The 25,121-nt window shown below is 61.9% G+C and carries 25 protein-coding genes; 19 read left to right on the plus strand and 6 right to left on the minus strand.

What is annotated here, in order from left to right; all coding sequences use genetic code 11:
* Positions 1-63: 63 nt before the first annotated feature.
* Both AX724_RS13980 and AX724_RS13985 read right to left on the minus strand, forming a co-directional pair.
* Positions 64-1,194 (minus strand): glycosyltransferase, encoded by a 1,131-nt coding sequence (locus AX724_RS13980; RefSeq protein WP_066767475.1) that lies wholly within the window; start codon positions 1,192-1,194, stop codon positions 64-66.
* The gene (locus AX724_RS13985) at positions 1,187-2,056 is read right to left on the minus strand and encodes an alpha/beta fold hydrolase (RefSeq protein ID WP_066767477.1); all 870 of its coding nucleotides are present in this window, start codon (positions 2,054-2,056) and stop codon (positions 1,187-1,189) included. The genes AX724_RS13980 and AX724_RS13985 overlap by 8 nt, the downstream gene beginning before the upstream one ends.
* A 37-nt stretch (positions 2,057-2,093) precedes the next feature.
* Between AX724_RS13985 and AX724_RS13990 the strand changes: the two genes are divergently transcribed.
* From AX724_RS13990 to AX724_RS14025, 8 genes are all read left to right on the plus strand, one after another.
* Complete coding sequence (locus AX724_RS13990; protein ID WP_066767479.1) at positions 2,094-3,488, plus strand: protein adenylyltransferase SelO family protein; 1,395 nt, start codon at positions 2,094-2,096, stop codon at positions 3,486-3,488.
* A 58-nt stretch (positions 3,489-3,546) separates the two neighbouring features.
* Positions 3,547-4,980, plus strand: coding sequence for a succinylglutamate-semialdehyde dehydrogenase (gene astD / locus AX724_RS13995; protein WP_066767481.1), 1,434 nt, complete (start codon positions 3,547-3,549; stop codon positions 4,978-4,980).
* 76 nt (positions 4,981-5,056) lie between these two features.
* Positions 5,057-5,839 carry a uroporphyrinogen-III C-methyltransferase gene (gene cobA / locus AX724_RS14000; RefSeq protein ID WP_066767486.1) on the plus strand — a complete coding sequence of 261 codons (783 nt, stop codon included), beginning with the start codon at positions 5,057-5,059 and terminating at the stop codon, positions 5,837-5,839.
* Complete coding sequence (locus AX724_RS14005; RefSeq protein ID WP_066767487.1) at positions 5,836-6,132, plus strand: DUF2849 domain-containing protein; 297 nt, start codon at positions 5,836-5,838, stop codon at positions 6,130-6,132. The genes cobA and AX724_RS14005 overlap by 4 nt, the downstream gene beginning before the upstream one ends.
* Positions 6,133-6,135: 3 nt before the next feature.
* On the plus strand, positions 6,136-7,767 hold the full coding sequence (locus tag AX724_RS14010) for a nitrite/sulfite reductase (RefSeq protein ID WP_066767488.1): 1,632 nt from the start codon (positions 6,136-6,138) through the stop codon (positions 7,765-7,767).
* The gene (locus AX724_RS14015; protein WP_066767489.1) at positions 7,760-8,200 is read left to right on the plus strand and encodes a DUF934 domain-containing protein; all 441 of its coding nucleotides are present in this window, start codon (positions 7,760-7,762) and stop codon (positions 8,198-8,200) included. Before AX724_RS14010 ends, AX724_RS14015 begins: the two co-directional genes overlap by 8 nt.
* Positions 8,193-8,978 (plus strand): phosphoadenylyl-sulfate reductase, encoded by a 786-nt coding sequence (locus tag AX724_RS14020; protein ID WP_066767491.1) that lies wholly within the window; start codon positions 8,193-8,195, stop codon positions 8,976-8,978. Before AX724_RS14015 ends, AX724_RS14020 begins: the two co-directional genes overlap by 8 nt.
* 107 nt (positions 8,979-9,085) lie before the next feature.
* Complete coding sequence (locus AX724_RS14025) at positions 9,086-10,891, plus strand: DUF885 domain-containing protein (protein WP_066767493.1); 1,806 nt, start codon at positions 9,086-9,088, stop codon at positions 10,889-10,891.
* A gap of 40 nt (positions 10,892-10,931) precedes the next feature.
* Here the strand turns inward: AX724_RS14025 and AX724_RS14030 are convergent, their stop codons facing one another.
* Entirely contained in the window at positions 10,932-12,416 is a 1,485-nt protein-coding gene (locus AX724_RS14030; RefSeq protein ID WP_066767496.1) for a replicative DNA helicase, read from the minus strand.
* Between the two features lie 115 nt (positions 12,417-12,531).
* Here AX724_RS14030 and AX724_RS14035 point away from each other — a divergent pair, with 115 nt between their 5' ends.
* From AX724_RS14035 to AX724_RS14055, 5 genes are all read left to right on the plus strand, one after another.
* Complete coding sequence (locus AX724_RS14035) at positions 12,532-13,014, plus strand: UPF0262 family protein (RefSeq protein ID WP_066767499.1); 483 nt, start codon at positions 12,532-12,534, stop codon at positions 13,012-13,014.
* 28 nt (positions 13,015-13,042) lie between these two features.
* Positions 13,043-13,711: a GH25 family lysozyme gene (locus AX724_RS14040; RefSeq protein WP_066767502.1), complete on the plus strand. Its 669-nt coding sequence runs from the start codon at positions 13,043-13,045 to the stop codon at positions 13,709-13,711.
* A gap of 17 nt (positions 13,712-13,728) precedes the next feature.
* A complete protein-coding gene (locus AX724_RS14045) occupies positions 13,729-14,169 on the plus strand; it encodes a cytidine deaminase (protein WP_443018717.1) in 441 nt (146 codons plus the stop codon).
* Positions 14,170-14,174: 5 nt separating this feature from the next.
* Entirely contained in the window at positions 14,175-14,729 is a 555-nt protein-coding gene (dcd, locus tag AX724_RS14050) for a dCTP deaminase (protein ID WP_066767505.1), read from the plus strand.
* Positions 14,730-14,866: 137 nt separating this feature from the next.
* On the plus strand, positions 14,867-17,737 hold the full coding sequence (locus AX724_RS14055) for a TonB-dependent receptor plug domain-containing protein (RefSeq protein WP_066767506.1): 2,871 nt from the start codon (positions 14,867-14,869) through the stop codon (positions 17,735-17,737).
* A 127-nt stretch (positions 17,738-17,864) separates the two neighbouring features.
* On the opposite strand, the gene ctrA is transcribed toward AX724_RS14055, so the two are convergent.
* Together ctrA and AX724_RS14065 are read right to left on the minus strand one after the other, a co-directional pair.
* On the minus strand, positions 17,865-18,572 hold the full coding sequence (gene ctrA, locus AX724_RS14060) for a response regulator transcription factor CtrA (RefSeq protein WP_066767510.1): 708 nt from the start codon (positions 18,570-18,572) through the stop codon (positions 17,865-17,867).
* A gap of 252 nt (positions 18,573-18,824) precedes the next feature.
* Entirely contained in the window at positions 18,825-19,718 is an 894-nt protein-coding gene (locus AX724_RS14065) for a LysR family transcriptional regulator (RefSeq protein WP_066767512.1), read from the minus strand.
* Between the two features lie 107 nt (positions 19,719-19,825).
* On the opposite strand from AX724_RS14065, the gene AX724_RS14070 reads away from it, so the two are divergent.
* Both AX724_RS14070 and wrbA read left to right on the plus strand, forming a co-directional pair.
* Positions 19,826-20,545 carry a pirin family protein gene (locus AX724_RS14070; RefSeq protein WP_066767514.1) on the plus strand — a complete coding sequence of 240 codons (720 nt, stop codon included), beginning with the start codon at positions 19,826-19,828 and terminating at the stop codon, positions 20,543-20,545.
* A 120-nt stretch (positions 20,546-20,665) separates the two neighbouring features.
* Positions 20,666-21,265 carry an NAD(P)H:quinone oxidoreductase gene (gene wrbA / locus AX724_RS14075; protein ID WP_066767519.1) on the plus strand — a complete coding sequence of 200 codons (600 nt, stop codon included), beginning with the start codon at positions 20,666-20,668 and terminating at the stop codon, positions 21,263-21,265.
* Positions 21,266-21,331: 66 nt separating this feature from the next.
* Here the strand turns inward: wrbA and AX724_RS14080 are convergent, their stop codons facing one another.
* Positions 21,332-22,288, minus strand: a complete 957-nt coding sequence (locus AX724_RS14080) for an acyltransferase family protein (RefSeq protein WP_066767520.1) — start codon at positions 22,286-22,288, stop codon at positions 21,332-21,334.
* A gap of 62 nt (positions 22,289-22,350) precedes the next feature.
* Between AX724_RS14080 and AX724_RS14085 the strand changes: the two genes are divergently transcribed.
* The 4 genes from AX724_RS14085 (at position 22,351) to AX724_RS14100 (ending at position 25,120) form a co-directional block, all read left to right on the plus strand.
* Entirely contained in the window at positions 22,351-23,028 is a 678-nt protein-coding gene (locus AX724_RS14085) for an RluA family pseudouridine synthase (RefSeq protein WP_066767750.1), read from the plus strand.
* Complete coding sequence (gene arfB, locus AX724_RS14090) at positions 23,015-23,419, plus strand: alternative ribosome rescue aminoacyl-tRNA hydrolase ArfB (protein ID WP_066767521.1); 405 nt, start codon at positions 23,015-23,017, stop codon at positions 23,417-23,419. Before AX724_RS14085 ends, arfB begins: the two co-directional genes overlap by 14 nt.
* 45 nt (positions 23,420-23,464) lie before the next feature.
* On the plus strand, positions 23,465-23,950 hold the full coding sequence (locus tag AX724_RS14095; RefSeq protein WP_066767523.1) for a GAF domain-containing protein: 486 nt from the start codon (positions 23,465-23,467) through the stop codon (positions 23,948-23,950).
* 150 nt (positions 23,951-24,100) lie between these two features.
* Positions 24,101-25,120, plus strand: coding sequence for an RcnB family protein (locus tag AX724_RS14100; RefSeq protein WP_066767525.1), 1,020 nt, complete (start codon positions 24,101-24,103; stop codon positions 25,118-25,120).
* Position 25,121 lies beyond the last annotated feature (1 nt).

Consider the following 25,121-nt stretch of genomic DNA (forward strand, 5'->3'; position numbering starts at 1 on the left):
CGCGACCGGATAAAGGCTAGCCTATAGCAGCAATTGCCGCCGATGACGAATTTTCGCGCCCCCCTATCGCAAAATCATGGGACTGGCCAGAGCTTGTCCATAGAGCGTGGCATAGGCGTCGATCATGCCTGCTTCGGTAAAATCCCGACTGGCCCTTGAGCGGTTTGCCTCGCCCAGGCGCAGCCTGAGATCGGCATCATCCGCTAGCCCCGCGAGCGACCTTGCCAGCCCCGCCTCGTCTTGAACGATGAACGGCCGATTTTCCGGCGCCACCATATTGGCGATGTCGCCGACGTCCATCGATGCGACAGGCAAGCCGGCCGCCATCGCCTCCACCAGCGAAATGGGAAATTGCTCGCTGTCCGAAGAAAGGGCGAAAATGTCGAACAGCCCCATGAAACGCCATGGCCGGTCCATGAAGCCCGCCATATGGATGTCGCCGAGTCCGCACGCCGCAGCCTCTCTCAGGATCGCCTCTCGCTCCGGCCCCTCCCCTACGACGACCAGTTGCAGCCGGTCCTGGTGCGGCGCGACGGCGCGGACGAGCCGCGGAATGTTCTTGACCGCCCTCAACCCCGCCAGCGTTCCGACAAGCAACTTGCCCGGCGAACGGACCAGGCCGGCTATGGCGTCGCCCGCAGGCGGTTGAGCGTAGGAAGCGACGTCAATGCCGTTGCGGATGAGATGTATCTTGTCGGCGGGCTGCTTCCATATGGTGCGCGCGATCTTGTCCAGCCTGGCGGAGGGCACCACCAGCCCGTGCGCCGACCGCAGCGCCAAACGCCGAAACATGTTCCTCTTCGCCTTCAGGCCATCGGCCTCGTCGGCATTGAAGCCATCCTCATGGTGGATCAGCGGAGGCAAGCCATGTCTTCGTACCGCTAGTCGATGCGCCATGACGGCGTCCATCGCACCCCAATTATAGGTCAGAACAAGATCATAACGGCGCAGAAACGTCCTGATGTCCCGATAGCGCGCAAGGTTGGGCTTCCCGGCAAAGGATGGACCTGCGGGAAAATCCACCACAACCGCAGGATCGATCGCGTCGCGCGCGCCCATGGCGTCGGGATCCGCGCTCATGATGCTGTGCGATGCCCGGTCACCCCAGACGTTCATCAAGCGAACCGCTCGAGCTTCCTTGCCGCCAAGAGAAAAACTGCCGTGGACGTGAAGAATATGGGGCCGTTCACCCATGCAGCACACGGGCCAGCAGACGATCGATGCCGGCCGCGCTTTCCGGCTCGGCCAGAGTGGGTGCGTGACCGACGTCCGGCACGGTGACAAGTTCTGCATTGCCGCCGATCTCAGTAGCCATCCGGCGCGCAGTCGCATCGCTCAGCAGGTCGGACCGCGCTCCCCGCAGCAGCAGCGTCGGGATGTCGCGAAACGCCTGCATCACTGGCCACATGTCCACCCCCGCCTCGCTTCCCATGGCGCGGATCGGCTCCGCGATCTTCATGTCGTAATCCAGCACGATCCGCCCACCACTGTTCAACCGATAAAGCCGCTTCGCCATGGCCAGCCAGTCTTCAAGATCGTAGCCGGGATAGACGTCGCCATTCGCCTCCGCCAGGGCGCGCGCCGCATGGACCCATGTCGGGTGCGACTGCCCGACGCCGACATAGGACCGGATCCGCGCGAGCCCGCCCTCATCCAGCACCGGTCCTACATCGTTGAGCAGCGCTCCGGCCAACCATTCCCGGTGCGTGGCGGCGATCAGCATCGTGATGACACCGCCCAGCGACGTCCCGATTGCTACGAACCGGGTGATGGCCAGGTCCGCCAGCAAGCGGCTGATGTCTTGAAGATACACCAAGGGGACATAGGTCATCGCATCCTTGGCATAGGCGCTTTCGGCCCGCCCGCGCATGTCTGGACAGATAAGCCGCCACTGGCCCGCAAGCCGGGCGGCCAATGGCTCGAAGTCCCGCGCGTTGCGGGTCAGCCCCGGCAGGCAAAGCAAGGGCGGTCGGCTATCGTCACCGCCGGCATAATCGCGGTAATGAAGCCGGAGGCCATCAGGCGACCACCAATATCCGTCCTTATAGCCGCTCAAGCTTGATCCTTCGGATGCCTGCACCCCATATCGCCGTATGAGCCAGCCCCTGCAAGCCGCCAATTACCGTCCCGCAACCGAAATCGACGCGCTGATGCCCGACATCGCCACGCCGGTCGCGGCCGCCTCGTTCCCGCAGACGATCCTGCGGTACCGTAATGACAGAGCGGCGGCATCTGTCGGGCTGGAAGGTCTGGACGATAGAGATTGGGTCTCGCATTTCGGCCGCTTTTCTCCACTGGAAGGCAGTTTGCCCCAGCCATTGGCCTTGCGCTACCATGGTCATCAGTTCCGTCACTACAATCCCGACATAGGCGATGGGCGCGGTTTCCTGTTCGCGCAGCTGCTTGAAAAGGGAGGTCGCCTGCTGGATCTGGGCACCAAGGGTTCAGGCCAGACGCCCTATAGCCGGTTCGGCGACGGCAGGCTGACGCTGAAGGGCGGCGTTCGCGAGATACTGGCGACGGAAATGCTGGAGGCATTGGGCGTCAACACTTCGAGAACCTTGTCCCTTATCGAAACGGGCGAGGCGCTGGAACGCAACGACGAACCGTCGCCCACCCGTGGTTCCGTGCTGGTCCGGCTGAGCCACTCCCACATCCGGATCGGCACGTTCCAACGCGCAGCCTATCACGGCGATGGGCCGTTCCTCGAGCGTTTGGTCGAGTACAGCCTGACTCGTCTCTACGGGCAGCGTCCAGGCAGCAACCCGGCAGCACAGCTGTTCAACCATGTGGTCGAACGCGCGGCCGATCTCGCGGCGAGCTACATGGTGGCAGGCTTCGTCCATGGCGTGCTCAACAGTGACAACATCAACGTCACGGGCGAAAGTTTCGATTACGGCCCCTGGCGGTTCACCCCGTTGTGGGAGCCAGGCTTTACCGCGGCCTATTTCGACCATGCCGGGCTTTACGCCTTCGGACGGCAAGCCGAAGCTATCCATTGGGACGTCGCGCAATTGGCCGTCAGCTTGCGAACGATCATGGAAGCCGATCCCCTGATCGAGAGCCTGGAACATTTTCCATCCCTCTATTCGCAAGCCCTTCAGCGCCGCTTTTGCTGGCGCCTGGGCGTCGGGGACGGAGACGCCGGTGTGATGACCGAAGCGGCCGTGCGCGGCATGATCGCTACCGGCACGCCCATCGATCGCTTCTTTCATGACTGGCGCGGCGGCAGTCTGCTGGATTCCAATGCCTATGGCGATAGTGCATGGACCGCCTTCCGGAACGCGATGGCAGCATTCATTCCCTGTGCGGGTGCCAGGGATCACCCCTATTGGTCAGATGAAGCGCCCTGCTCCATGCATATTGACGAGGTGGAAGCGATCTGGAGCGCGATCGACGAGCGCGACGACTGGTCCCCCCTTCATGACAAGGTGACCGCCATCCGGCGCATGGGCGACGCGCTCGGCACCGCGCCACCTCCACCTTGAAGGCTCCTCCATCCCGTCGGTCATTTTATCCTTAACTATTTTCCGCCATATCCGCCCCATGCCTGCTGACCTGTTGTCTCATGAACCCGCGACCGGCACCCTGTTGTGGCAGGGTCAAGCGGGAGACGTCGACGCGGAGGTCGATCGTGCAAGACGCGCATGGCCGAAATGGGCGGCACAGCCTATCGCCTACAGGATTGAAACGCTTCGCAGGTTCGTAAATGTGGTGCGTCGGCACGAAGATGCTCTGGCGGACCTGATCGCGCGCGAGACTGGCAAGCCGATGTGGGACGCCCGCAACGAAGTCGCCGCGGTGATCGGCAAGGTGGATGTCAGCGTCGCGGCCTATTCCGAACGCACCGGTCAGCGTCGTCTGGAGGCCAATCTGGGCGCGCGCCAGTCGGTACGGCACAAACCCCATGGCGTGATGGCGGTATTTGGCCCCTATAATTTTCCGGCGCACCTGCCGAACGGGCATATCATCCCTGCGCTACTGGCCGGTAATGCCGTGGTGTTCAAACCGTCCGAAAAAACGCCGGCGGTGGGCGAGATGCTGGTGGGACTGTATCATGAGGCAGGCGTACCCACAGACGCAGTCCGAGTGCTCCAGGGTGGTCCCGATAGCGGCAAGGCCCTGGCCCTTCATCCCGCTGTAAACGGCATCCTGTTTACCGGCTCCGCGCAAACCGGCATCGCGATCAATCGCCAATTCGCAGGGCAGCCCGCGAAGATCCTCGCGCTGGAAATGGGTGGCAACAACCCCATCGTGGTCTGGGACACGCCGGAACTTCACGCCGCAGCGACGATCGTCGTCCAGTCGGCCTTCATGACCAGCGGTCAGCGCTGCACGGCGGCCAGTCGGCTGATCGTGAGGGACAGCATGGCGGATAAGCTCATCCCCGAGGTGAAGAAGCTAGCCGACCGGCTGATCGTTGATCATCCACATGCGGATCCGGCACCCTATATGGGTCCCGTGATCGACAACCAGACGGCAGACGGCCTGACGGAGAGCTTTCTGTACCTCATGAGCAACGGCGGCAAGCCGATCAAGCATATGGTACGCCCACACAAGGGCCTGCCCTTTCTCTCACCAGCTATCATCGATGTCACGGGAATGAAGGAACGACCAGATGTCGAGCTTTTCGGTCCGCTGCTGCAGGTAATCCGCGTGTCCGACTTCGATGCGGCGATCGAGGAAGCGAACAATACGCGCTATGGCCTGTCCGCTTCGCTGATAGGCGGTTCGCCGGAACAATATAATCAATTCTGGTCGAACGTTCGCGCGGGCCTTGTCAACTGGAACCGCCCCACCACCGGCGCTGCGTCCAACGCACCCTTCGGCGGCACCGGGATATCTGGCAACCATCGGCCGAGCGCCTATTATGCCGCCGACTATTGTGCCTATCCCGTCGTGTCCGCAGAGATCGAGAATCCCCGCGCAGCGATCGGTATTGGCCTGAAGGACATAGACGTCAGCGCCATGGGCGATTGAAGGCCAAAACTTTTCCTTACCACCGCCATACCCATTCTGAATTGAACTGCTCCGCCGCTTTCGCCATGTGGCGACCATGGCTGAAATTGCACCTGCTACAGTCTTTCTCGTCGGCGCAGGCCCCGGCGATCCCGATCTTCTGACGATCAAGGCCGCACGCCTGATCGCATCGGCGGACGTGATCGTTCACGATGGGCTCGTATCGGCGGAGATATTGGCGCTGGCGTCCGCCGATGCCGATCTCATTTCAGTGGCAAAGCAGCGGAGCCGCCATTCCATGCCGCAGGAAGCGATCAACGCATTGATTGTCGACCTTGCACGGGAACAGCGCAACGTGGTGCGCCTGAAGGGCGGCGACCCTTTCATATTTGGACGGGGCGGCGAAGAAGCGGCCGCTTGCCGGGCGGCGGGCGTCCCGGTGGAAATCGTGCCGGGCATCAGCGCGGCGATCGGCGCGGCCGCACAAGCCCAACTGCCGCTCACGCACCGACATGCATCCAGCGCGGTCAGCTTCGTCGCCGGCCAATGCAAGGGCCTCAGCCAACAGGATTGGTCTGGTTTGGCGGGGAAAGGCCGGACCCTCGTGATCTACATGGGCGTGGCGACGGCAGCAGACATCGCGGATAAGTTGATCGCGGACGGCGTATCGCCGTCGATCCCCGTCGCCGTGCTGGAAAATGGCACACGCGCCAACATGCGGTCGCTGCGCACGCTGCTCGCCGACCTTGGCGACATGGTGGAGCGCGAGCGCGTGAAGAGCCCGGCACTGATCGTCGTTGGCGAGGTCGCAGCCCATGCCATTGCGCAGGATGTTCTGACTGGCTGGTCGCAGGAATTTGGTTCGGAGATAGGTTCGTGAAGATACTGACCGGCAATGATCTGGTGACGGGAGACGTCATCTGGTGGGCAGGCGATGGCTGGTCGCGTCAACTGAACGACAGCGTCGATGTCGGACAGCATGGGGATGATCTGGCGCGGTCCGAGGAAGCGGCGCTGCGCGTCGTGGGCGCCTATGTTATCGACGCCACCCTCACCGACCAGGGCATCCGGCCGGCGCATATCAAGGACCGCATCCGCGCGCTGGGACCGACCGTGCGCCCCGACCTGACCATCAAACCGAACGATGCCGACGCCGGCAATTGGGTGATCTGAACCATGTATCGTTATGACAGCTACGACCAGTCGATCGTGGACGCACGCGTCGAGGAATTTCGGGATCAGGTGCAGCGCCGCCTGTCGGGGGCGCTTACGGAGGATCAGTTCAAGCCGTTGCGCCTGATGAACGGTCTCTATCTTCAGTTGCACGCCTATATGCTGCGCGTTGCGATCCCCTATGGCACCCTGTCCGCGCGACAGATGCGCAAGCTGGGCGAGATCGCGCAGAAATATGATCGTGGTTATGGCCATTTCACGACGCGCCAGAACCTTCAGTATAACTGGATCAAGCTGGCCGACGCGCCCGACATCCTGGCGGAGTTGGCGAGCGTCGAGATGCATGCCATCCAGACCAGCGGCAATTGCATCCGCAATATTTCGTCGGATCAATATGCCGGCGTGTCGGCGGACGAGGTGACGGATCCGCGGCCCTGGGCCGAGCTGCTGCGCCAGTGGTCCAGCTTCCACCCGGAATTCACCTATCTGCCCCGCAAGTTCAAGATCGCGGTGATCGCATCCGATGAAGACCGTAGCGCCATGCGACTCCACGACATCGGTCTGAAGCTCGTTGCGCGGGATGGGCAGATCGGCGCGGAAGTCTATGCTGGCGGCGGCATGGGCCGCACGCCCATGGTTGCCCCGCTTATCAGGGACTTCGTCGCAGAAGATGAGATCGTTTCTTATCTGGAGGCCTGCCTTCGCGTCTATAATCGCTATGGCCGCCGCGACAACAAGTACAAGGCGCGGATCAAGATCTTGGTCCATGAACTGGGAGTCGACGAATATAAACGCCAGGTCGAGGAGGAGTTCGCGCATATGCGGACTTTGGGTCTCAATCCGCCTGTTGAGGAAATCGACCGCATCCGCGCCTTTTTCGCGCCGCCTGCCTATGAGACCGGGCTTGCGGAAGACATCGATCGCAGCGACCCAGCTTTCGCCCTTTGGGTGGATCGCCAGGTCGCGGCGCACAAGGCGCCGGGCTATGCGATCGTCAATGTGAGCCTGAAACCGCTGACCGGCATCCCCGGCGACGCATCGGCCGAGCAGATCGCGCTCGTGGCAGACCTGGCCGAACGCTATTCGCTCGATGAGATCCGCGTCACCCACGCGCAAAATCTGGTCCTGCCGCATGTGAAGAAGGCCGATCTCCATGCCATCTGGCAGGCGTTGGAGGATGCGGGACTGGCGGAAGCCAATCTCGATCTCATCACCGACATCATCGCCTGTCCCGGGCTTGATTATTGCGCGCTGGCCAACGCGCGCTCCATCCCGCTGGCGCAGAAGATCGCTCAGCGCTTCGCCGATGCTGAACGGCAGGCTGAGTTGGGTGAGCTCAAACTCAAGATCAGCGGCTGCATCAATGCCTGCGGCCACCATCATGCCGGCCATATCGGCATTCTGGGTGTGGACCGTAAAGGCGTGGAGAATTTTCAGCTGCTGCTTGGCGGATCGGGCGCTGAGGACGCGTCGCTCGGCCAGATCACCGGCCCCGGTTTTTCCGAGGACGGCGTTGTCGATGCGATCGAGAAGGTCACAGATATCTATCTCTCTCAAAGGACCAGCGGCGAACGCTTTCTGGACACCTACCGCCGCATCGGCATGAAGCCCTTCAAGGAGGCGATCTATGGTTGAGTTCCTGTCCTTCCGCGACGGCGAAACGGCACAGGAACCCGCAGTCACGGTGGAATCTTTCACCGGGCAGTCCAACGCCACCGCCGTCCGCATCGAACCGGGCGAGGATGCGCGGGAACTGCTGCCGCATCTCGACCGGATATCGCTCGTGGAGGTGAATTTCCCCGCTTACGGGGACGGCCGCGGCTATTCGGCTGCCCGCATCCTGCGCGAAGCCGGCTATCAGGGCGAACTGCGCGCGGTGGGCGATGTGCTGGTCGATCAGATCAACGCCATGCGCCGCTGCGGTTTCGACAGTTTCCATCCGGCCAGGCCGTTGGACGACGACGCGGTCGATCGCGCGCTCAGTCGCTACGCCGACGTTTATCAGAAGACTATCGATGGTCGGCAGCCTGTGTGGGCCAAACGCCATCCGGAGAAAATCGATGGCTGATCCTGCCCGCCGGATCGATATCATCGATGCGCGCCCTGCCTTCACCCAGGCGGACGCGGACGCGTTGAATGCGCGTTTCGAGGGCGTGGATGCCCTCACCATGCTCAAGGCCGTCTTCGCGGAAGGTCTGGCCGGCAAGGTGGGGGTCGTCTCTTCCTTCGGAACAGAAAGCGCCGTGCTGCTTGATCTTGTCGCCAAGGCCGATCCAACCATCGACGTGATATTCGTCGATACGCTCAAGATGTTCGCGGAAACGCTCAACTACAGGGACCTTCTTATCAAGCGTTTCGGCTTCACCAACAGCCGGACGATTTCTCCCTTGCCCGACGTCATTGCCGCGAAGGACGAAACCGGGTTGCGCTGGTCCTACGATCCCGATGGTTGCTGCGAGATTCGCAAGGTGGAACCCATGAAGCGGGCGAAGGCTGGGCTTGACGCGTGGATTTCGGGACGGAAAGCCTTCCAGTCTGTGACTCGGCAGAACCTTCCCCGGTTCGAGGTCGAGGATGGGCGGCTCAAGATCAACCCGCTCGGAGACTGGACGAAGACCGACCTGGAAGCCTGGTTCGCTGGACACGACCTGCCCCGCCATCCGCTGGAATCCCAAGGCTATCTCTCGATCGGGTGCGAGCCGTGCACGTCGAAGGTGCTGCCGGGGGAAGACCCGCGTGCGGGCCGATGGCGCGGCTGGGACAAGGTTGAATGCGGCATTCATTCTCCTGTCACGCCGATCACCCCGGTCGATCCTGAAGATCCGGCTAACCAGCCGGTATTCTGACCGGCCGGTGCGTCCGCGCTTGTGATGAAATTGCAAGGCGCTGGACGGGCCATGCCGAACGCGCGATAGACTCGCTCCCTGTTTCCAACGACATAAGGGAGTCGCCAATGGATCGCCGCCAATTTCTGACCAGCACCGGCGCGGTGGCGATCGCCGGTGTCGTGCCACATGCCCGTGCCCAGACCGCCGGCGCAGATGACGCACGTCTCTCGGCAGCCTTCGCCGCCATATTCGAACGGCAGCTCGACCTGTCCCCCATGATGGTCACCAGTCTGGGGCTCGACAAGGGTGGCCGCGCCGGAGCGAAAAGCCAGCTGGATGACAACAGCAGATCCGGGACGATGAAGAAAGTGGCGGCGGCTCAGGCAGCGCTTCAGGAACTGGACGGATTTAAGGGCGCGCCCCTATCCGATGCGCAACGGCTCAACCTGGACGTCATTCTATACTCACTGGATCAGCAGACCGTGCCCGCGAAATTCGGGCTCAACAGCGTCCAGCGGCCCTATCGCATCTTCCAGCAAGGCGGCAGCTATTTCCAGGTGCCCGATTTCCTGAATACCGCGCACACCATCAACGTCGCGTCAGATTGCGATGCTTATATTGCCCGGCTCAACGCTTTCGCCCGCAATCTGCGAACCGATACGGCGTTGCAGCGGGATGAAGCCGCACGCGGCTATCTCGCTCCGGGCTGGTCACTCGATCTGACGCTGGGCCAGTTGAAGAAGCTGCGCGGCCAGCCTGCTGCCGACAGTTCCATCGTGCAGTCACTGGTCAAGCGCGCGGCCGCGAAAGCCATCGCGGGTGACTGGCAGGCGCAGGCCACCGCAGTCGTGGAAAAGGCGATCTACCCCGCGCTGGACGAACAGATGGCCACCATTGAAGCGCTCAAAGGCAAGACTGCGGCAGGCGACGGCGTATGGCGGACGCCCCGAGGAGATGAAATTTACGCGGCGGCGCTCAAACAGGCGACGACAACGGACCTGACCGCTGACCAAATTCATGCGATGGGCGTCGAGCAGGTGGCTGATATCAGCGCGCAACTGGACGCCATGCTCAAGGGCGCGGGGCGTATTGGCGGCACGATCGGCGAACGGTTGGCCGCGCTCAACGTCGATCCCTCGCAGCTGTACGCTGACAGCGCAGAAGGACGGGCAGCACTTTTGGCGCAGCTCAATCGGGATATCGATGCGATGCGGGCGAAACTCCCGCAGGCCTTTGCCACCATCCCCGACACGCCGCTGGAAATCAGGGCGGTACCGGTGGAGATTCAAGATGGCGCGTCGAACGGCTACTATAATCGTGCCGCACTCGACGGGTCGCGGCCCGCCATTTATTTCATCAACCTGAAGGATGTTGGCGACTGGCCGAAATATGGTTTACCCTCCCTCACCTACCATGAAGGGGTGCCGGGCCATCACCTCCAGATTTCGACGGCGCAAACCGCTGGCGACGTGCCGATGCTGCGCAAGACAGCCTTCATGAGCGCCTATTCGGAAGGGTGGGCTCTCTACGCAGAACAACTGGCTGACGAACTGGGCGGGTATGCGACGCCGCTCGACCGCGCAGGTTATCTCCAGTCCTTCCTGTTCCGGGCCGCGCGCCTCGTTGTGGACACTGGCATTCACGCCAAGAAATGGAGCCGGGAGCAGGCGACGGACTATATGGTTCAAGCCACCGGATTTGCCCGCCCACGCTGCCAGCGCGAGGTCGAACGCTATTGCACGCAGCCGGGGCAGGCGACCAGCTACAAGGTCGGTCACGGCGTCTGGACCAAAGCGCGGGCAGCTGCTCAGGCGGAACTCGGAAAATCATTCGATATCAAGCAGTTTCATGCCATTCTTGAGGAAGGCGCGATGCCGCTTTCGATGCTGGAAAAACGCGTCGCCGATCGCGCGAGAGCCGCACGCGGCTGATCATCGCCATTCCCGGGCACGCCGGGGAATGGCCTTGCCATCATTCGTAGCTCAAATCCTCATAACCGTCATCGGCAAGGTCGGAGAAGCGCGTGATCTTGGCATCGAACTTCATCCGGATGCGTCCGGTGGAACCATGGCGCTGCTTTGCCACGATGACCTCCGCCTTGCCGTAAATACGGTCCATATTTTCCCGCCACGCCGCGTAAGCGGCTTCGTCTTCCACCTTCGGCTCCTTCGCTGCTTCGTAATAATCCTCGCGGAAAACGAACCAGACCATGTCGGCGTCCTGTTCGATCGACCCGGATTCGCGAAGATCGGACAGTTGCGGCCTTTTGTCTTCGCGCTGCTCCACCGCGCGGCTCAACTGGGATAGCGCCAGCACCGGCACATGAAGTTCCTTCGCCAACGTCTTGAGGCCGCGCGAGATTTCGGAAATTTCGTTGACGCGATTATCGTTGCCGCGTCCTGTACCCTGCAATAGCTGGAGGTAATCCACGACGATGAAGCCGATGTCGTGCCGGCGTTTCAACCGGCGGGCACGGGTGCGCAGCGCCGCGATGGTCAGGCCCGGCGTGTCATCGATGAAGAGGGGCAATTCCTGCAGGTCCCGCGCTGCCCGAGACAGATTCTGGAAATCGGCGCGGCTGATCTTCCCCATGCGCAACGCCTCGCCGCTGATGCCCGATTGCTCGGCAAGGACACGGGTCGCCAGCTGGTCAGCCGACATTTCGAGCGAGAAGAATGCCGTTTTTGCGCCCATATTCTTTTCCGGCGCAATGCCGTCGGCATTGTCACGGACCCAGCGAGACGCGGCATTATAGGCGATGTTGGTGGCGAGCGAAGTCTTGCCCATGCCCGGACGTCCGGCAAGGATCATCAAATCCGAATTATGCAGACCGCCGATCTTGGCGTTTAGGCTGTTGATGCCTGTCGTAATCCCCGACACATGTCCGCCGCTGTTCAGCGCGCGCTCGGCAACCTGTACGGCCATGGTGGAGGCTGCGAGGAAGCTTTTGACGGACCCTGTCTCGCCCTCCCCTTCCGATACCTTGTAGAGCGCGACCTCCGCTGCCTCAATCTGCTCGCGCGGGTTGACATCCTCGCTTGTATCCAGCGCATTTTCAACGAGTTCCCGACCAACACTCACAAGCTGACGAAGCAGTGCAAGGTCGTAAATCTGGTTGGCGAAATCACGCGCGCCGATCAGCGCGGCGCCGTTGCCGGTGAGCTGCGCCAGATAAGCGGCACCGCCCAGTTCCTTCAACGCCGGATCCTGCTCCAGCATGGGCTTCAGGGTCACCGGATTGGCGACCATGTCCTTGTCCAGCAGGCGCATGATCGCATCGTAGATCCGCCCGTGGAGCGGCTCGAAGAAATGCTCGGCCTTGAGCTTGAGCTGCACGTCTTCCGCAATGCGGTTGTCGATCATGATCGCGCCCAGCAGCGCAGCCTCCGCCTCGACATTGCGCGGTAGTTCGGTGCCGCCTGCCTCGGCCGGCGTAATTTTCAGAAGTTCGACCATGCGCTCTCTTTCCTCCCGTGAACTGGCGGGCGCAAGGGGGCGGGAGGAAAGCTTTCTGTGGATAAGTCCCACTTGCATTTCATGGCGCACCGTCCCACTGACTGATCGCTTCATCATGGCCGATCCCCGCATCATAGACATCCAGCTCGATCAGCGCACCATTTTGTGGCGGAACGCGGATGTCGAGCAAGAGCGGCGGATCGCCATCTTCGACCTGCTGGAGGATAACCGCTTCGCACCACAGCGATCGCATGCGGACGGCTATGCCGGACCCTACAAAGTGCTGTTGCGGGTGGAGGAGGGACGGCTGGTGATTGAGATCAGCCGAGAAGACGGTAGCGGGCTGGAAGCGGTCATCCTGGGTCTCGGCCGGTTTCGTCGGCCCATCCGCGACTATTTCGCCATATGCGACAGCTATTATCAGGCCATCAGCAACGCGTCGCCCCAGCAGATCGAAACCGTCGATATGGCGCGTCGGGCCATCCATAACGAGGCCGCCGAAATGCTGAGAGAAAGGCTGGAAGGCAAGATCGAGGTTGATTTTGATACGGCACGACGTTTGTTCACGCTGATTTGCGTGCTGCACATCAAGGGGTAAGCTAATCAGGGTCACGACTTTCGGGGGCATGCTGGTCCGCGTGGGGGCGGGATTGGTGGTGGTCGCTGCGCTGATTGCGGCGCTGTGGCTCTACGCGCGCGCATGGGCGCCGGATCGGGCTGACTATGCCGTACAGGGCGCGACTATCGACGGGGCCAACGGCCATGTCGATTGGGGAACGCTGGCGGCCCAAGGCGCCGACTTTGCCTATATCGGCGTAACCGGCGGGACGGGCGTTCGGGATCCCGCCTTCGCCGCCAACTGGCGCGGCGCGCGCGCGGCAGGGATGCGATACGGCGCGCTCATGGCTTACAGCCTTTGCCGCAGTCCTGCCGACCAGGGCACGACGTTCATGACCACCGTCCCGCGGGACAATGCGGCCCTGCCCCCGGCCATCCGCCTGGCTTTCGATCCTGCGTGCGGCAAACGGCCGCGACGCGACCAGTTGCTGTCCGATCTCAACACGCTGGTCAATCTGGTGGAGAGCCATGCCGGCAAGCCCGTGCTGCTCAATGTCACGGAAGAGTTCGATGAGGTCTATGACGTCGGGTCGGGCATCAACCGGACATTGTGGCTGGATGCCAACTTCTTCCCGCCTGATTATGCGTCGCGATCATGGGTGATGTGGACAGCCACGGACATGCGGCATATCGACGGGGCCAACGGCCCGGTGCGATGGAATGTGGTGGCGCCCTGATGCAGGACGAACAACGAGTGAGACAATTGATTGCGGCCGCGCGTGAAGCGATGGCCCATGCGCATGCGCCATATAGCCGCTTTGCGGTGGGCGCCGCTGTCCGGCTGACCGATGGCAGCATCGTCGCCGGATGCAACTTCGAAAATGCGAGTTACGGTTTGTCGCTCTGCGCCGAAACGGTGGCGCTGGCGTCGGTCAATGCGCAAGGTCGTCTTGCCGACGTCGAAGCGATCGCTGTCGTAGGCGGCGCGATGGACGCTGCGGAACAGGCGCTCGTCACACCCTGCGGCCGTTGCCGCCAGATCATGAACGAAGCTGAGCAGATGGCGGGGCGTACCCTCTCCATCTACTGTTCCACCCCGAATGGCGACCGCATTCTCGACCTTCGCGTCGCCGACCTGCTTCCCCATGCCTTTGGCCCTGCCGACCTCGGCATCGGCCCCGCGAAAAAGAGCTGAAACCTATGGCAATTCTTTCCGACAAGTGGATACGTGAGCAGGCGGTGTCGACCGGCATGATCGAACCGTTCGTCGAAAACCAGAAACGCGACGGGTGTATCAGCTACGGTCTGTCGTCCTACGGTTACGACGCGCGTGTGGCCGACGAGTTCAAGATCTTCACCAATGTCGACAGCGCAGTGGTGGACCCCAAGGATTTCGCAGCCAACAGTTTCGTTGATCGCAAGACGGACGTCTGCATCATCCCGCCCAACAGCTTCGCACTCGCCCGCACGGTGGAATATTTCCGTGTGCCCCGCGACGTGCTGGTGATCTGCCTCGGCAAATCCACCTATGCGCGCTGCGGCATTATCGTGAATGTGACCCCGCTGGAGCCGGGCTGGGAAGGTCATGTCACCCTCGAATTTTCCAACACGACCCCCCTGCCCGCCAAAATCTACGCCAATGAGGGCGCATGTCAGTTCCTCTTCCTTCAGGGCAATGAGCCATGCGAGGTGAGCTACGCCGACAGAGCGGGCAAATATATGGGCCAGCAAGGCGTCACTCTGCCTCGGTTGTAACCTCTGTTGAAATCTTCATAAGCCTATTGGCAACATTTTATGTCGCCAAATTGTCATTCCTTGTAGCGGGATGTCTCCGAAACTTCGTTCTGGGGCATTGAGCGGCCTGAACGCTGCCACAATCAGGGGAACAGACAATGCAGATGCGCCAATTGCTGGCGGGGGTCTCCCTCGCCATATGCCTTGCTTCGCCCACTCAACTTCTGGCAGCGCCAACAACGGATGCCAGCCTTAGCCAGCGGCACCGGTTTGACATTCATGTCCAGCCGTTGAGCGGCGCTCTTCGGCAATTATCCACCCAGTCGGGCGTCCGCATCCTCTTCCCCTACGACGAAGTTGCGACAATTCGCAGCCGTCGGATCCAGGGATGGATGTCGACGCAGGAGGCGCTGTCCCGTCTGCTCGCCGGCACCGAGCTGCGGTCTTCGGAAGCAGGCGTCGGCGTCATAGCCCTTGCCATTCCATCCAATCGTGGCGTCGCCTGGCGAAATCCGCTAGCGCTTCAGCTTGCGCAAGCAAGCGTGCCAGGCGCGACAGGAACGGCTGTGGCCATGGCCCCCGCGCCGGAACCCGTGGAGGATTCGACCCCCATCATCGTGACAGGCACGCGCACCACGACGCGTACTGTCGCGGAAAGCCTGGCCCCGATCGACGTGCTGGGCCAGAAGGATCTGGAAGCGAGCGGCAAGCAATCCGTGCGAGACCTGCTCGGCACGCTCGTCCCCTCCATCAACGTGTCGAACAACGGCGCGGGCGCGAGCTGGGCGGTACGCACCCTGTCGCTTCGTGGCCTGGGTGGCGACCAGTTGCTGGTGCTCGTGAACGGCAAGCGGCGGCACAACAGCGCCACGCTCTTCATCAATGGGTCGGTACAGAACGGGCAATCCCCGCCGGACCTGGATCTGATCCCCGGGAACGCTATCAGCCGGATCGAAGTGTTGCGTGACGGGGCGTCCGCCCAATATGGGTCCGACGCCATCGCCGGGGTGGTCAATGTTATCCTGAAGAATGACACGTCAGGCGGCGCAGCGCTCACGTTGGGCAGCACCGCCGACAATGGCGGGTGGCAAGGCCGCATTCAGGCTGACAAGGGTTTCTCGCTGGGCGCCGATGGCGGATATGTGCATATTTCCGGCGATGCGGTGCTGCAGGACAATACGGTGGTCGCAAGCTCGCCTATCGCCTGCGCTGGCCCGGCGAACTGCTCGGGTCTTAACGCCTGGTACCCCTCGGTGAATGGCGTCGCCGACCCGCGCAACACCACCGTAGACCGTCACCGCGCCAAATATGGGCAGCCGCAGGTGATCGGCGGCAATTTGGGCTATGACGCCATGCTGCCGGTCGGCGGCGCGTTCGAGCTTTACAGTTTCGGCACTTTTTCCAAGCGCCATGCCGCCGGCTGGCTGACCTATCGACTGCCGGCCGCCAACAACAATATCTATTCCACATATCCCGAAGGCTATATCCCGCGCATCCATGTCCGCGATGAGGATTATCAGGTCGCGCTGGGATTGCGCGGCGATGTGGGAAGCGGCGTGAATTTCGACCTGTCAAGCAGCTATGCACGGGACAAGGTCGGCTATAGCCAGACGACCACTCTCAACCCGTCGCTTGGCCCGGCAAGTCCGACGAACATGTATCTGGGTAACATCCAGTTCGACGAGTGGGTCACGAACCTCGACCTGACCAAGGAATTCGACCTGGGGCTCGCCAAGCCGATCGCCCTGGCGGTGGGCGCGGAATATCGCGAAGACACGTTCCACATCCGGCCGGGCGAACCGGCTTCCTATATCAATGGCGGCTACCGCTTCCCGGCGGGTCATCATCTCGCCGGGCAATTTGCCGCCGGCATCGGGTCGCAGGGCGTCAGCGGCTTCCCCCCTGAAGGATCGGGCAAATGGAGCCGCAACAATTGGAGCGCCTATGTAAACCTGGAAGGCGCGATCGTCGAAGGCGTGGAGTTCGGCCTCGCCGGGCGGCATGAGGATTATTCCGACTTCGGCACGACCGACACGGGCAAGGCGTCGATCCGCATCGAACCGGTTCGCGGCATCGCGATCCGCGGCACGGCAAGCACAGGCTTCCGCGCTCCGACGCTCCAGCAGCAACATTATGCCTCCGCGTCCACCATCGGCGTCGTCATCAATGGCGAAAATGTGCTCCGGCCGGTGCAGGCGCTTCCGGTGGACAGCCCGGCTGCCCGCGCCTTGGGCGCCGTGCCGCTGAAGCCCGAAAAGTCCACCAATCTTTCGGCCGGCATCGTCCTTACGCCCGCGCCTGGCCTCAATCTCACGGTCGATGCCTACCAGATCAAGGTGAAGGACCGCATCCTGCTGAGCGAAACTCTGCAAGGTCCTGCCGTCGTCAACATCCTGCGCGCCAACGGTATCCAGGAAGTCTTTGGCGCACTGATCTTTTCCAACGCCGCCGATACGCGCACCCGCGGCCTGGACATCGTCGGGACATACCGGAAGGGCCTTGGCGACTTGGGGCTGGCAACGGTCAGCCTCTCGGCCAACTTCAACCGGACCAAGTTCACCCATATCGATCCCCCTGTCACCGGCGGCGCGGGCGTCGCCTTTATCGGCCGCGCGCGACAAGGCGATCTTTCGGAAGGAACGCCGCGCGACAAGTTCATTGCCAACATCCTGTGGGAGAAGGATGCGTTCAACCTCAACCTGCGCGCGACGCGCTACGGCAAAATCTACGCTCGCGCCGGTGCCACCAGCCTGGTTACCGCAGACTGGGTCGCCTGCACGCCTGCATCTGCCACCTGCACCGCGAAGTTCGTGGACAATGTCGTCGATCCCAAGGTCATCCTGGACCTTGAAGCGGGGGTGAAACTTACCAAGGGGGTCAAATTGTCGGTTGGCGCTAACAACTTGCTTAACACCTACCCCTCGAAGCTGAAGCCCGCCAGCCAGGTCGCCGGCAATCTCTATAACGCTTATGCGCCCTATGGCATCAGCGGCGGCTTCTATTATGGCAGGCTGAACCTTGAGTTCTGATGGAGCAGTGCGGTTCGCTGCCACGCCTGCGAACCAAAAAGCGGAACCCGCGCTGAACTGAAAATTAAAAAGGCCGACGTCAGTAAGACGTCGGCCTTTAATCATGAAAGCAGGATAAAGGAACCTGTCAGGCGACCTTCGCCTGCTGTTCCGGCAGTTCGTCAGGATCGCGCAGCACATAGCCGCGTCCCCAGACGGTCTCGATATAATTGTCCCCACCGCAAGCCAGGGCCAGCTTCTTGCGCAGCTTGCAAATGAAGACGTCGATGATCTTGAGTTCCGGCTCGTCCATTCCACCATAGAGGTGGTTCAGGAACATTTCCTTGGTCAGCGTCGTGCCCTTGCGGAGCGACAGCAGCTCCAGCATGGCATATTCCTTGCCGGTCAGGTGGACGCGATTGCCGTCGACTTCTACCGTCTTCGCGTCGAGATTGACCGACAGCTTGCCGGTGCGGATGACTGACTGCGAATGGCCTTTCGACCGGCGCACAACGGCATGAATACGCGCGATCAGCTCTTCGCGATGGAAGGGCTTGGTCACATAGTCGTCCGCACCGAAACCAAACGAGCGGACCTTGCTGTCCATTTCGCTGATGCCCGACAGGATCAGGACCGGGGTCTGGACCTTGGCCGCGCGCAATTTCTTCAGCACGTCATACCCGTGCATGTCGGGCAAGTTCAGGTCGAGACAGATGATGTCGTAATCGTAGAGCTTGCCGAGGTCCAAACCCTCCTCGCCAAGGTCGGTCGTATAAACGTTGAAGCCTTCGGTCGTGAGCATAAGCTCGATCGCCTTGGCGGTGGTCGGTTCGTCCTCGATCAGCAGCACGCGCATGTGAAGCCCCTTGTCCGTCGCAGTTCCGTTCACCCACCAGAACGGCTTACGTTCAATTTCATTAACCAAAAAACTTCTGAAGGACAAAGGTTAATTATTCGCTAACCGGCAGGAATGCGCGAGTCGCGTACTTTCGAATCTGTTTACAATGCGTTGAGGCCGAAACATTCCGCACGGAGTCAATATCAATCCGCTTGCGAAACGAGGTTAAAATACTGGATGCCTCGATCCTGCGGTAACGATTTTCTGCAATCAGCAGCCGTGATGTCGCGCGAGGAAATCTAGCAGGGCTTCCACCCGAGCCGGCCTCAGGCGCGACGGTGGGGTCACGAGATGAAGGCCAAAGGGTGGCGGTCTCCACTCCACCAAAATCTCTTCCAATTCGCCTTTTGCCAGCGCCTCTCCCACTATGAAGTCAGGCAGCCGGGCGATGCCGACACCCTGCCGGAGGGCAGGCAACATCGCCTCACCGCTATTGACGGTGAGGCGGCTGCGTACCTGCACCGCGACATTTTGCTGACCCGGCCCCGCGAAACGCCAGACGTCCGGTGTCGCCGCGTTGGAATAGCAAAGACAGTCATGCGCCGCCAGGTCGGAGGGATGCTGGGGCCGCCCTCTCGCGTCCAGATAGGCAGGCGACGCGATGACGTGCATCGTGACATCGGAGAGCCGGCGCGCCCGCAGCGAACTGTCGGGCATGTCGGCGATACGGATGGTGGCGTCGAGCCCCATTTCGACGATATCGATCCGCGCATCCGACAGGTGCAGGTCGACATCCACCTGAGGATTGGCCTTGGTGAATTCCGCCACCAGTGGTGCTACACGCAGAAGGCCGAACGTCATGGGTGCGCCAAGCCGCACCAGGCCGGACAGGTCCGCCGTCTCGTCCTTAGCCGCCTCTTCCGCCGCATGTCCTTCGGCCATGATGCGTCGCGCATGGTCGGCCAGGCGCTTGCCACTTTCCGTCAGCGACAGTCTGCGGCTCGTGCGGTTGAAGAGACTGGTGTCGAGATGTTCCTCCAACCGGGTCACTGCCTTGGACACCGTGGCCTTGGACACGCTTAAGGCCTTGGCGGCGTCGGTGAAGCTCCGGTGTTCGACGACGGCAGCGAACATGGCCCACGCCTCGAAATCAGGTAAGCGCATAAGGAAACAATCCGTTTCATAGCTGCTTGTTTATGAAACGATCCTGAGGACTAAATTTGGGAAACGCAAGGTGGAAGCTGCTGCTTCCGCAACGAAAAGGATTTAAAATGACCACGACCACTGCGAGCCGCATAGAGCGCCGCCCTTTTGCGTCGCTGGGCCATGCTGACCATGGTTGGCTGAACGCCCGCCACCATTTTTCCTTCGCCGATTATTATGACGAAGAGCGGATGCACTGGGGCGCGATCCGGGTTTGGAACGATGACGAGATCGCCCCGCGGTCCGGCTTTCCGCCGCATCCCCATGCCGACATGGAGATCATAACCTATGTCCGCACTGGCGCGATCACGCATCAGGACAGCCTGGGCAACAAGGGGCGCACGGCGGCCGGAGACGTCCAGGTGATGTCCGCCGGCACCGGCATTCGCCACGCCGAATATAATCTGGAGGACGAGACCGCCACGCTCTTCCAAATCTGGATCATGCCTTCAGCCAGGGGCGGGCAGCCCAGTTGGGGCGCAAAGCCATTCCCCAGGGATGACCGCTGCGGCAAGCTGATCGTTCTCGCCAGCGGGCATGACGATGATCGGGAGGCACTCCGCATCCGCGCAGACTGCCGTCTGCTAGGCGGCACGATCAAAGCCGGCGAGAGCGTGACCTATGAAAGTGCGCCCGGCCGCCATCTCTACTTGGTCCCTGCGACTGGCCGCATCGAGATAGATGGCCAGACTTTCGAGGCGCGCGATGGAGCGGCGATTATCTGCGGCGGTCCGATCACCATCACGGCGATTGAAGATGCGGAGATCGTCCTTGTCGACAGTATTTGACCTGAACCGGCCTGCCCTTCCCCCAACCTTGGGGCGGGCCGCGGCCGTCCGCACCTTTCCCTCTCCCATGCGGACGGCCCCCTTTGCTTCTTCTATTGACCGTTTTTCAGGAGACTAAACATGGCTAAAGTTCTGGTTCTCTACTATTCGTCCTATGGCCATATCGAAACGATGGCCAAGTCGGTTGCCGAAGGCGCGGCCTCTGCCGGCGCGCAGGTGGACATCAAGCGCGTACCCGAAACCGCACCGCTGGAAGTGGCCAAGAACGCGCATTTCAAGCTGGATCAGGACGCGCCGGTGGCGACCGTGGCCGAGCTTGCAGAATATGACGCGATCATCGTAGGCACCGGCACCCGCTTTGGCCGCATGTCCGGCCAGATGGCAGCTTTTCTCGATCAGGCGGGCGGTCTGTGGGCGCGCGGAGCGCTGAATGGCAAGGTGGGCGGCGCGTTCACATCGACTGCCTCACAACATGGCGGGCAGGAAACGACGTTGTTCTCCATCATCACCAACCTCCTCCACTTCGGCATGGTGATCGTCGGGCTCGACTATGGCCACACCGAACAGATGGGCGTGGACAAGGTTCGCGGCGGTGCCCCCTATGGCGCGACGACCATCGCTGACGGTGACGGCAGCCGCCAGCCTTCGCCGGAAGAATTGGAAGGCGCACGCTACCAGGGCCGCCGTATCGCGGAAACAGCGATCAAGCTGCACGGCTGAGGCAAGGGCCTTCATAATCGCAAAGCCCGGTGCCCAATATTGCCGGCACCGGGCTTTTGGTACGCCTTAGAGCATCCAGCGGCTTGCGGTTGGCGAGCGGCTTATGACCTTCCATAGTGCCCAAGGCGCAATGAGCGCGATGGCGAACAACGCGTATTTGGTCATGTAGGGCGTCAGATAATGGATCACGGCCACATGGCAGTACATGATAATCATCGAAGCCCGGCCGATAGCCGCGAGCGGCCCCGCGCCCGGCGCGATCAAGGCTGACAGCCGGAACGTCAGAAACGATGTCGCCACTGCGGCGCCGACGGACAGCAGGGGCCAGCCATAATCCGCCGCCTTCATGTTCAGCGTCGGGAACAGGCCGCACAGTCCGCACAAGGCAACGGCAAGAAGCGGGACTATCATCCAGTTCCGCCACGCAATGCGCGGCCAAGCCGCGCCGATCCAGAGCAGGATGAACGCCATCGGGACCGTGATGAGCCCGAGCGGCGACGCCCTGAACCACCCTGTCACGCAGGATAGGAGCGTCATCGCGATCAGCGGCAAGCTCCATCGCCGGTCCAGTGGATCGGGCAACCGCGCCGAGACCAGATTGAAGAGGATGCGCGCGATCATGAGGCAAGGCACGAACCAGAAAATGGTATAGGGGCCCCGCAACCAAGACCCACCCAGCAAGATCGGCAAGATATCGCCAGGCCACTGGTCGAAGATGGGCCGTTGCCCCTTTAACGGTTCGACGATCTGGTCAACGCAGACGAGCAGAAGCAGGTAGATTGAATAGGGACGCATCTGTCCGAGCAGCTGACGCTTGGTGAAAGCGCCGATGGGGTGCGGCCGCGATAACATGCCGGACAGTAGGAAGAACAGCGGCATGTGGAAGGAATAGATCGCGTCCCGCACTGGCCCGCGCGTCCAGACATGCCCTGCCACGACGGCGATGATGCCGATCCCCCGCGCAACATCGACCCAGTCAAGGCGAAATTGCGCCTGCGGCCTGCCCTGCCCTCTGTTGTCCATCGGCACCCTGCCCTATAGGATGGCCGGCCAACGTCAATTCCCCCTTCGATCGGATGCTCCTTTTGCCCCTGCTGACCGACCATGTGCTGTTCATTGATGGAGAGGCGCTGATCCTCGACAAGCCCGCGGGTTTGCCGGTCGATGCGCCGCGCGATGGATCGATGTCGCTTGAAAATCATCTGTCGTCGTTGACGTTCGGCTTCCAGCGGTGGCCTCTCCCCGTGCATCGGCTGGATCGGGACACCAGCGGATGCCTTCTGCTGGCCCGCAATCCCAAGGCGCACAAGCGGTTCGCCGGCGCGTTCGAGGCGGGAATCGTCACCAAGCGCTACGTCGCCGTCATCGGCGGGGTGCCGGAGGAAGAGGAAGGCACGATCGCCCTGTCGCTCAAGAAGGTCAGCAGCCCAACCCAGGGCTGGCGCATGATCGCGGCCAAGGCTGGTAAGCCTGCGGTCACGCATTGGCGCAGGTTGGCGGTGCGCGATGGCCGTGCATTGATCGCCTTCACCCCCGAAACCGGCCGCACACATCAAATCCGCGTCCATGCCGAACATGGGCTGGGCTTTGGCATATCGGGTGATCCTGTCTATGGCGATGGCACCGGCCCCATGCTGCTGCACAGCCGGTTCCTCAGCATTCCACGCGATGGCAAGCCAGCGGCGGAGGCGGCCGCCCCTCTGCCTGCGGCTTTCCTTGCCGCCGGCTTTGCGCCCGAGATATTGGACGATGCCGGACTTTGAGATTCCAGAAGGAGCGCTTGAAGAGCGGTTCATTACCGGCGGGGGGCCGGGCGGCCAGAATGTAAACAAGGTCGCGACCGCCGTTCAGCTGCGCGTCAACCTGTTCAAGCTCGGCTTGCCGGTACACGCCTATCGCAAGATCAGGACGCTTGCCGGTTCCCGGCTCACATCCGCCAACGAAATCGTTATTCAGGCCAACCGTTTCCGCACGCAGGAGGCCAACCGCCAGGATGCACGCGACCGGCTGGCGGAGATGATCGCGAAGGCGCATGAGCGCGATGCCCGGCGCATCGCCACCAAACCCGGCAAGGCCGCCAAGGCCAGACGGGTCGATGCGAAGAAAGCCCGAGGGTCCGTCAAGGAAGGACGTGGGAAGGTGCGTGTCGATTGATGAGCCCTATGGTTCTGACAGGGTCCAGCGCTTATATCCCGACTCATGTATGATTTTGCCCCCGCCGACACTGCCGACAAGCAGGCGCTTCACGATGATCTCCTGTCCGCTGCAAAGGCACTGACGGCCAACGAGCCCGATGCGATCGCCAATATGGCGAATTTGGCAGCATTGATCTGGCAGTTTCTGCCGGACCTGAACTGGGCCGGCTTCTACCGGATGGTGGAAGGAGAGCTGGTGCTGGGGCCGTTTCAGGGCAAGCCTGCCTGCATCCGTATACCCATGGGGCGGGGGGTGTGCGGTACCGCAGCCGCTACCCGTCAAACGCAGCTCGTCGAAGATGTGCACGCCTTTCCGGGGCACATCGCCTGCGACGCGGCCAGCGCTTCGGAAGTCGTGGTCCCGATCATCGCAGAAGGCGACCTGATCGGCGTGCTCGACCTGGACAGCCCCTTGCCGGCGCGGTTCGACGCAATCGACGCGCGAGCTCTGGAAAGGCTCATGGCAGCGGTCGCGTCACGCCTTCGCTGAGACAAGCGATCAAAGACAGCTTTCCGTCGCCCCGTTTCGGGACAGGGGCGGCCGCCACAGGGTGACGAGCCTCGGATCATCATGCTAAACGGCTCGTAAGGGAGTTGAACCGCCTGCCTTCCGGCGCGCGGACGTGAGGGAGCATAGACCATGAGGATTGCAGGCCTTCTGCTGATTGGCGCGAGCCTCTTGCCCGTTGCGGCCGTTGCAGAAGCTGGCGGCGCTGCGCATCCGGAGGGTGGCATGGCCCGCCCCCGCGGCGATGCATGGACCGGAACGCATCGGTGGGGACCGCGCTATAATGGCCGCTGGTATGCGGGTTGGCGCGCGCCAGGGGGCTGGAACGGATATCGCCGGCCGGTCTATGGGTATGTCTTGCCGCGATACTGGATTAGCCCAAGCTATTATATCGCCAATTCGAGGGCCTATGGACTGCCAGCGCCGGCCTATGGCTATGGTTGGTCGCGCTATTATGACGATGCCGTCATGACCGATCGCTGGGGCCGCGTGTATGATTATCGCACCGGCATCGATTGGGACCGGTATGAAGGCGGCTATGGTCCCGACGAGGCGGCACATGACGGCGAACCGCGCCGCGACAATGGCGTTGGCGGCGCGGCGGTAGGTGCCGTCGTGGGTGGGATCGCTGGCAATCGCATTGCCGGGCGTGGCAATCGCGCCGTGGGTACTTTGGTCGGCGCAGGCGTCGGCGCTGTAGCTGGCGCGGCCATCGACAGGGCAGAGGATAAAGGGCGCCCCTTGCCGCCGCATCGCGAGCGGTCCGGCGCTGGTTATGACTATGACCATGCCGATGACGGCGTCACCACCCGCAATGACTATGAGGGTCGCTGGACGGGCACTTGGACCACGGACGATGGCCGAAAGGTCAGTGGTACCTATGAAGGGCGGTTCGAGGGCGACGTTCGGGGCGCGGGCGTCGATTATGACGCGCCGCCTTATGGCGGGCCACCGCACTGGTCGAACCCGGGCGTGGGCGCGCCTGCAGGCGGATATATAGCGAACGGCTATTATTACCCAGCGCCCATCGTCACCACCGTCACCGTTCAGCCAGCCACGACGACAACCACCACGACCACCTATGTCACCAGGAAGGTCCGCTATATCAAATCGGCTCCGGGCAAAACCGTCCGGCATTGCCGCTGCAAATAGC

The organism is Sphingobium sp. CCH11-B1, from assembly GCF_001556865.1.
Lineage (GTDB): Bacteria > Pseudomonadota > Alphaproteobacteria > Sphingomonadales > Sphingomonadaceae > Sphingobium.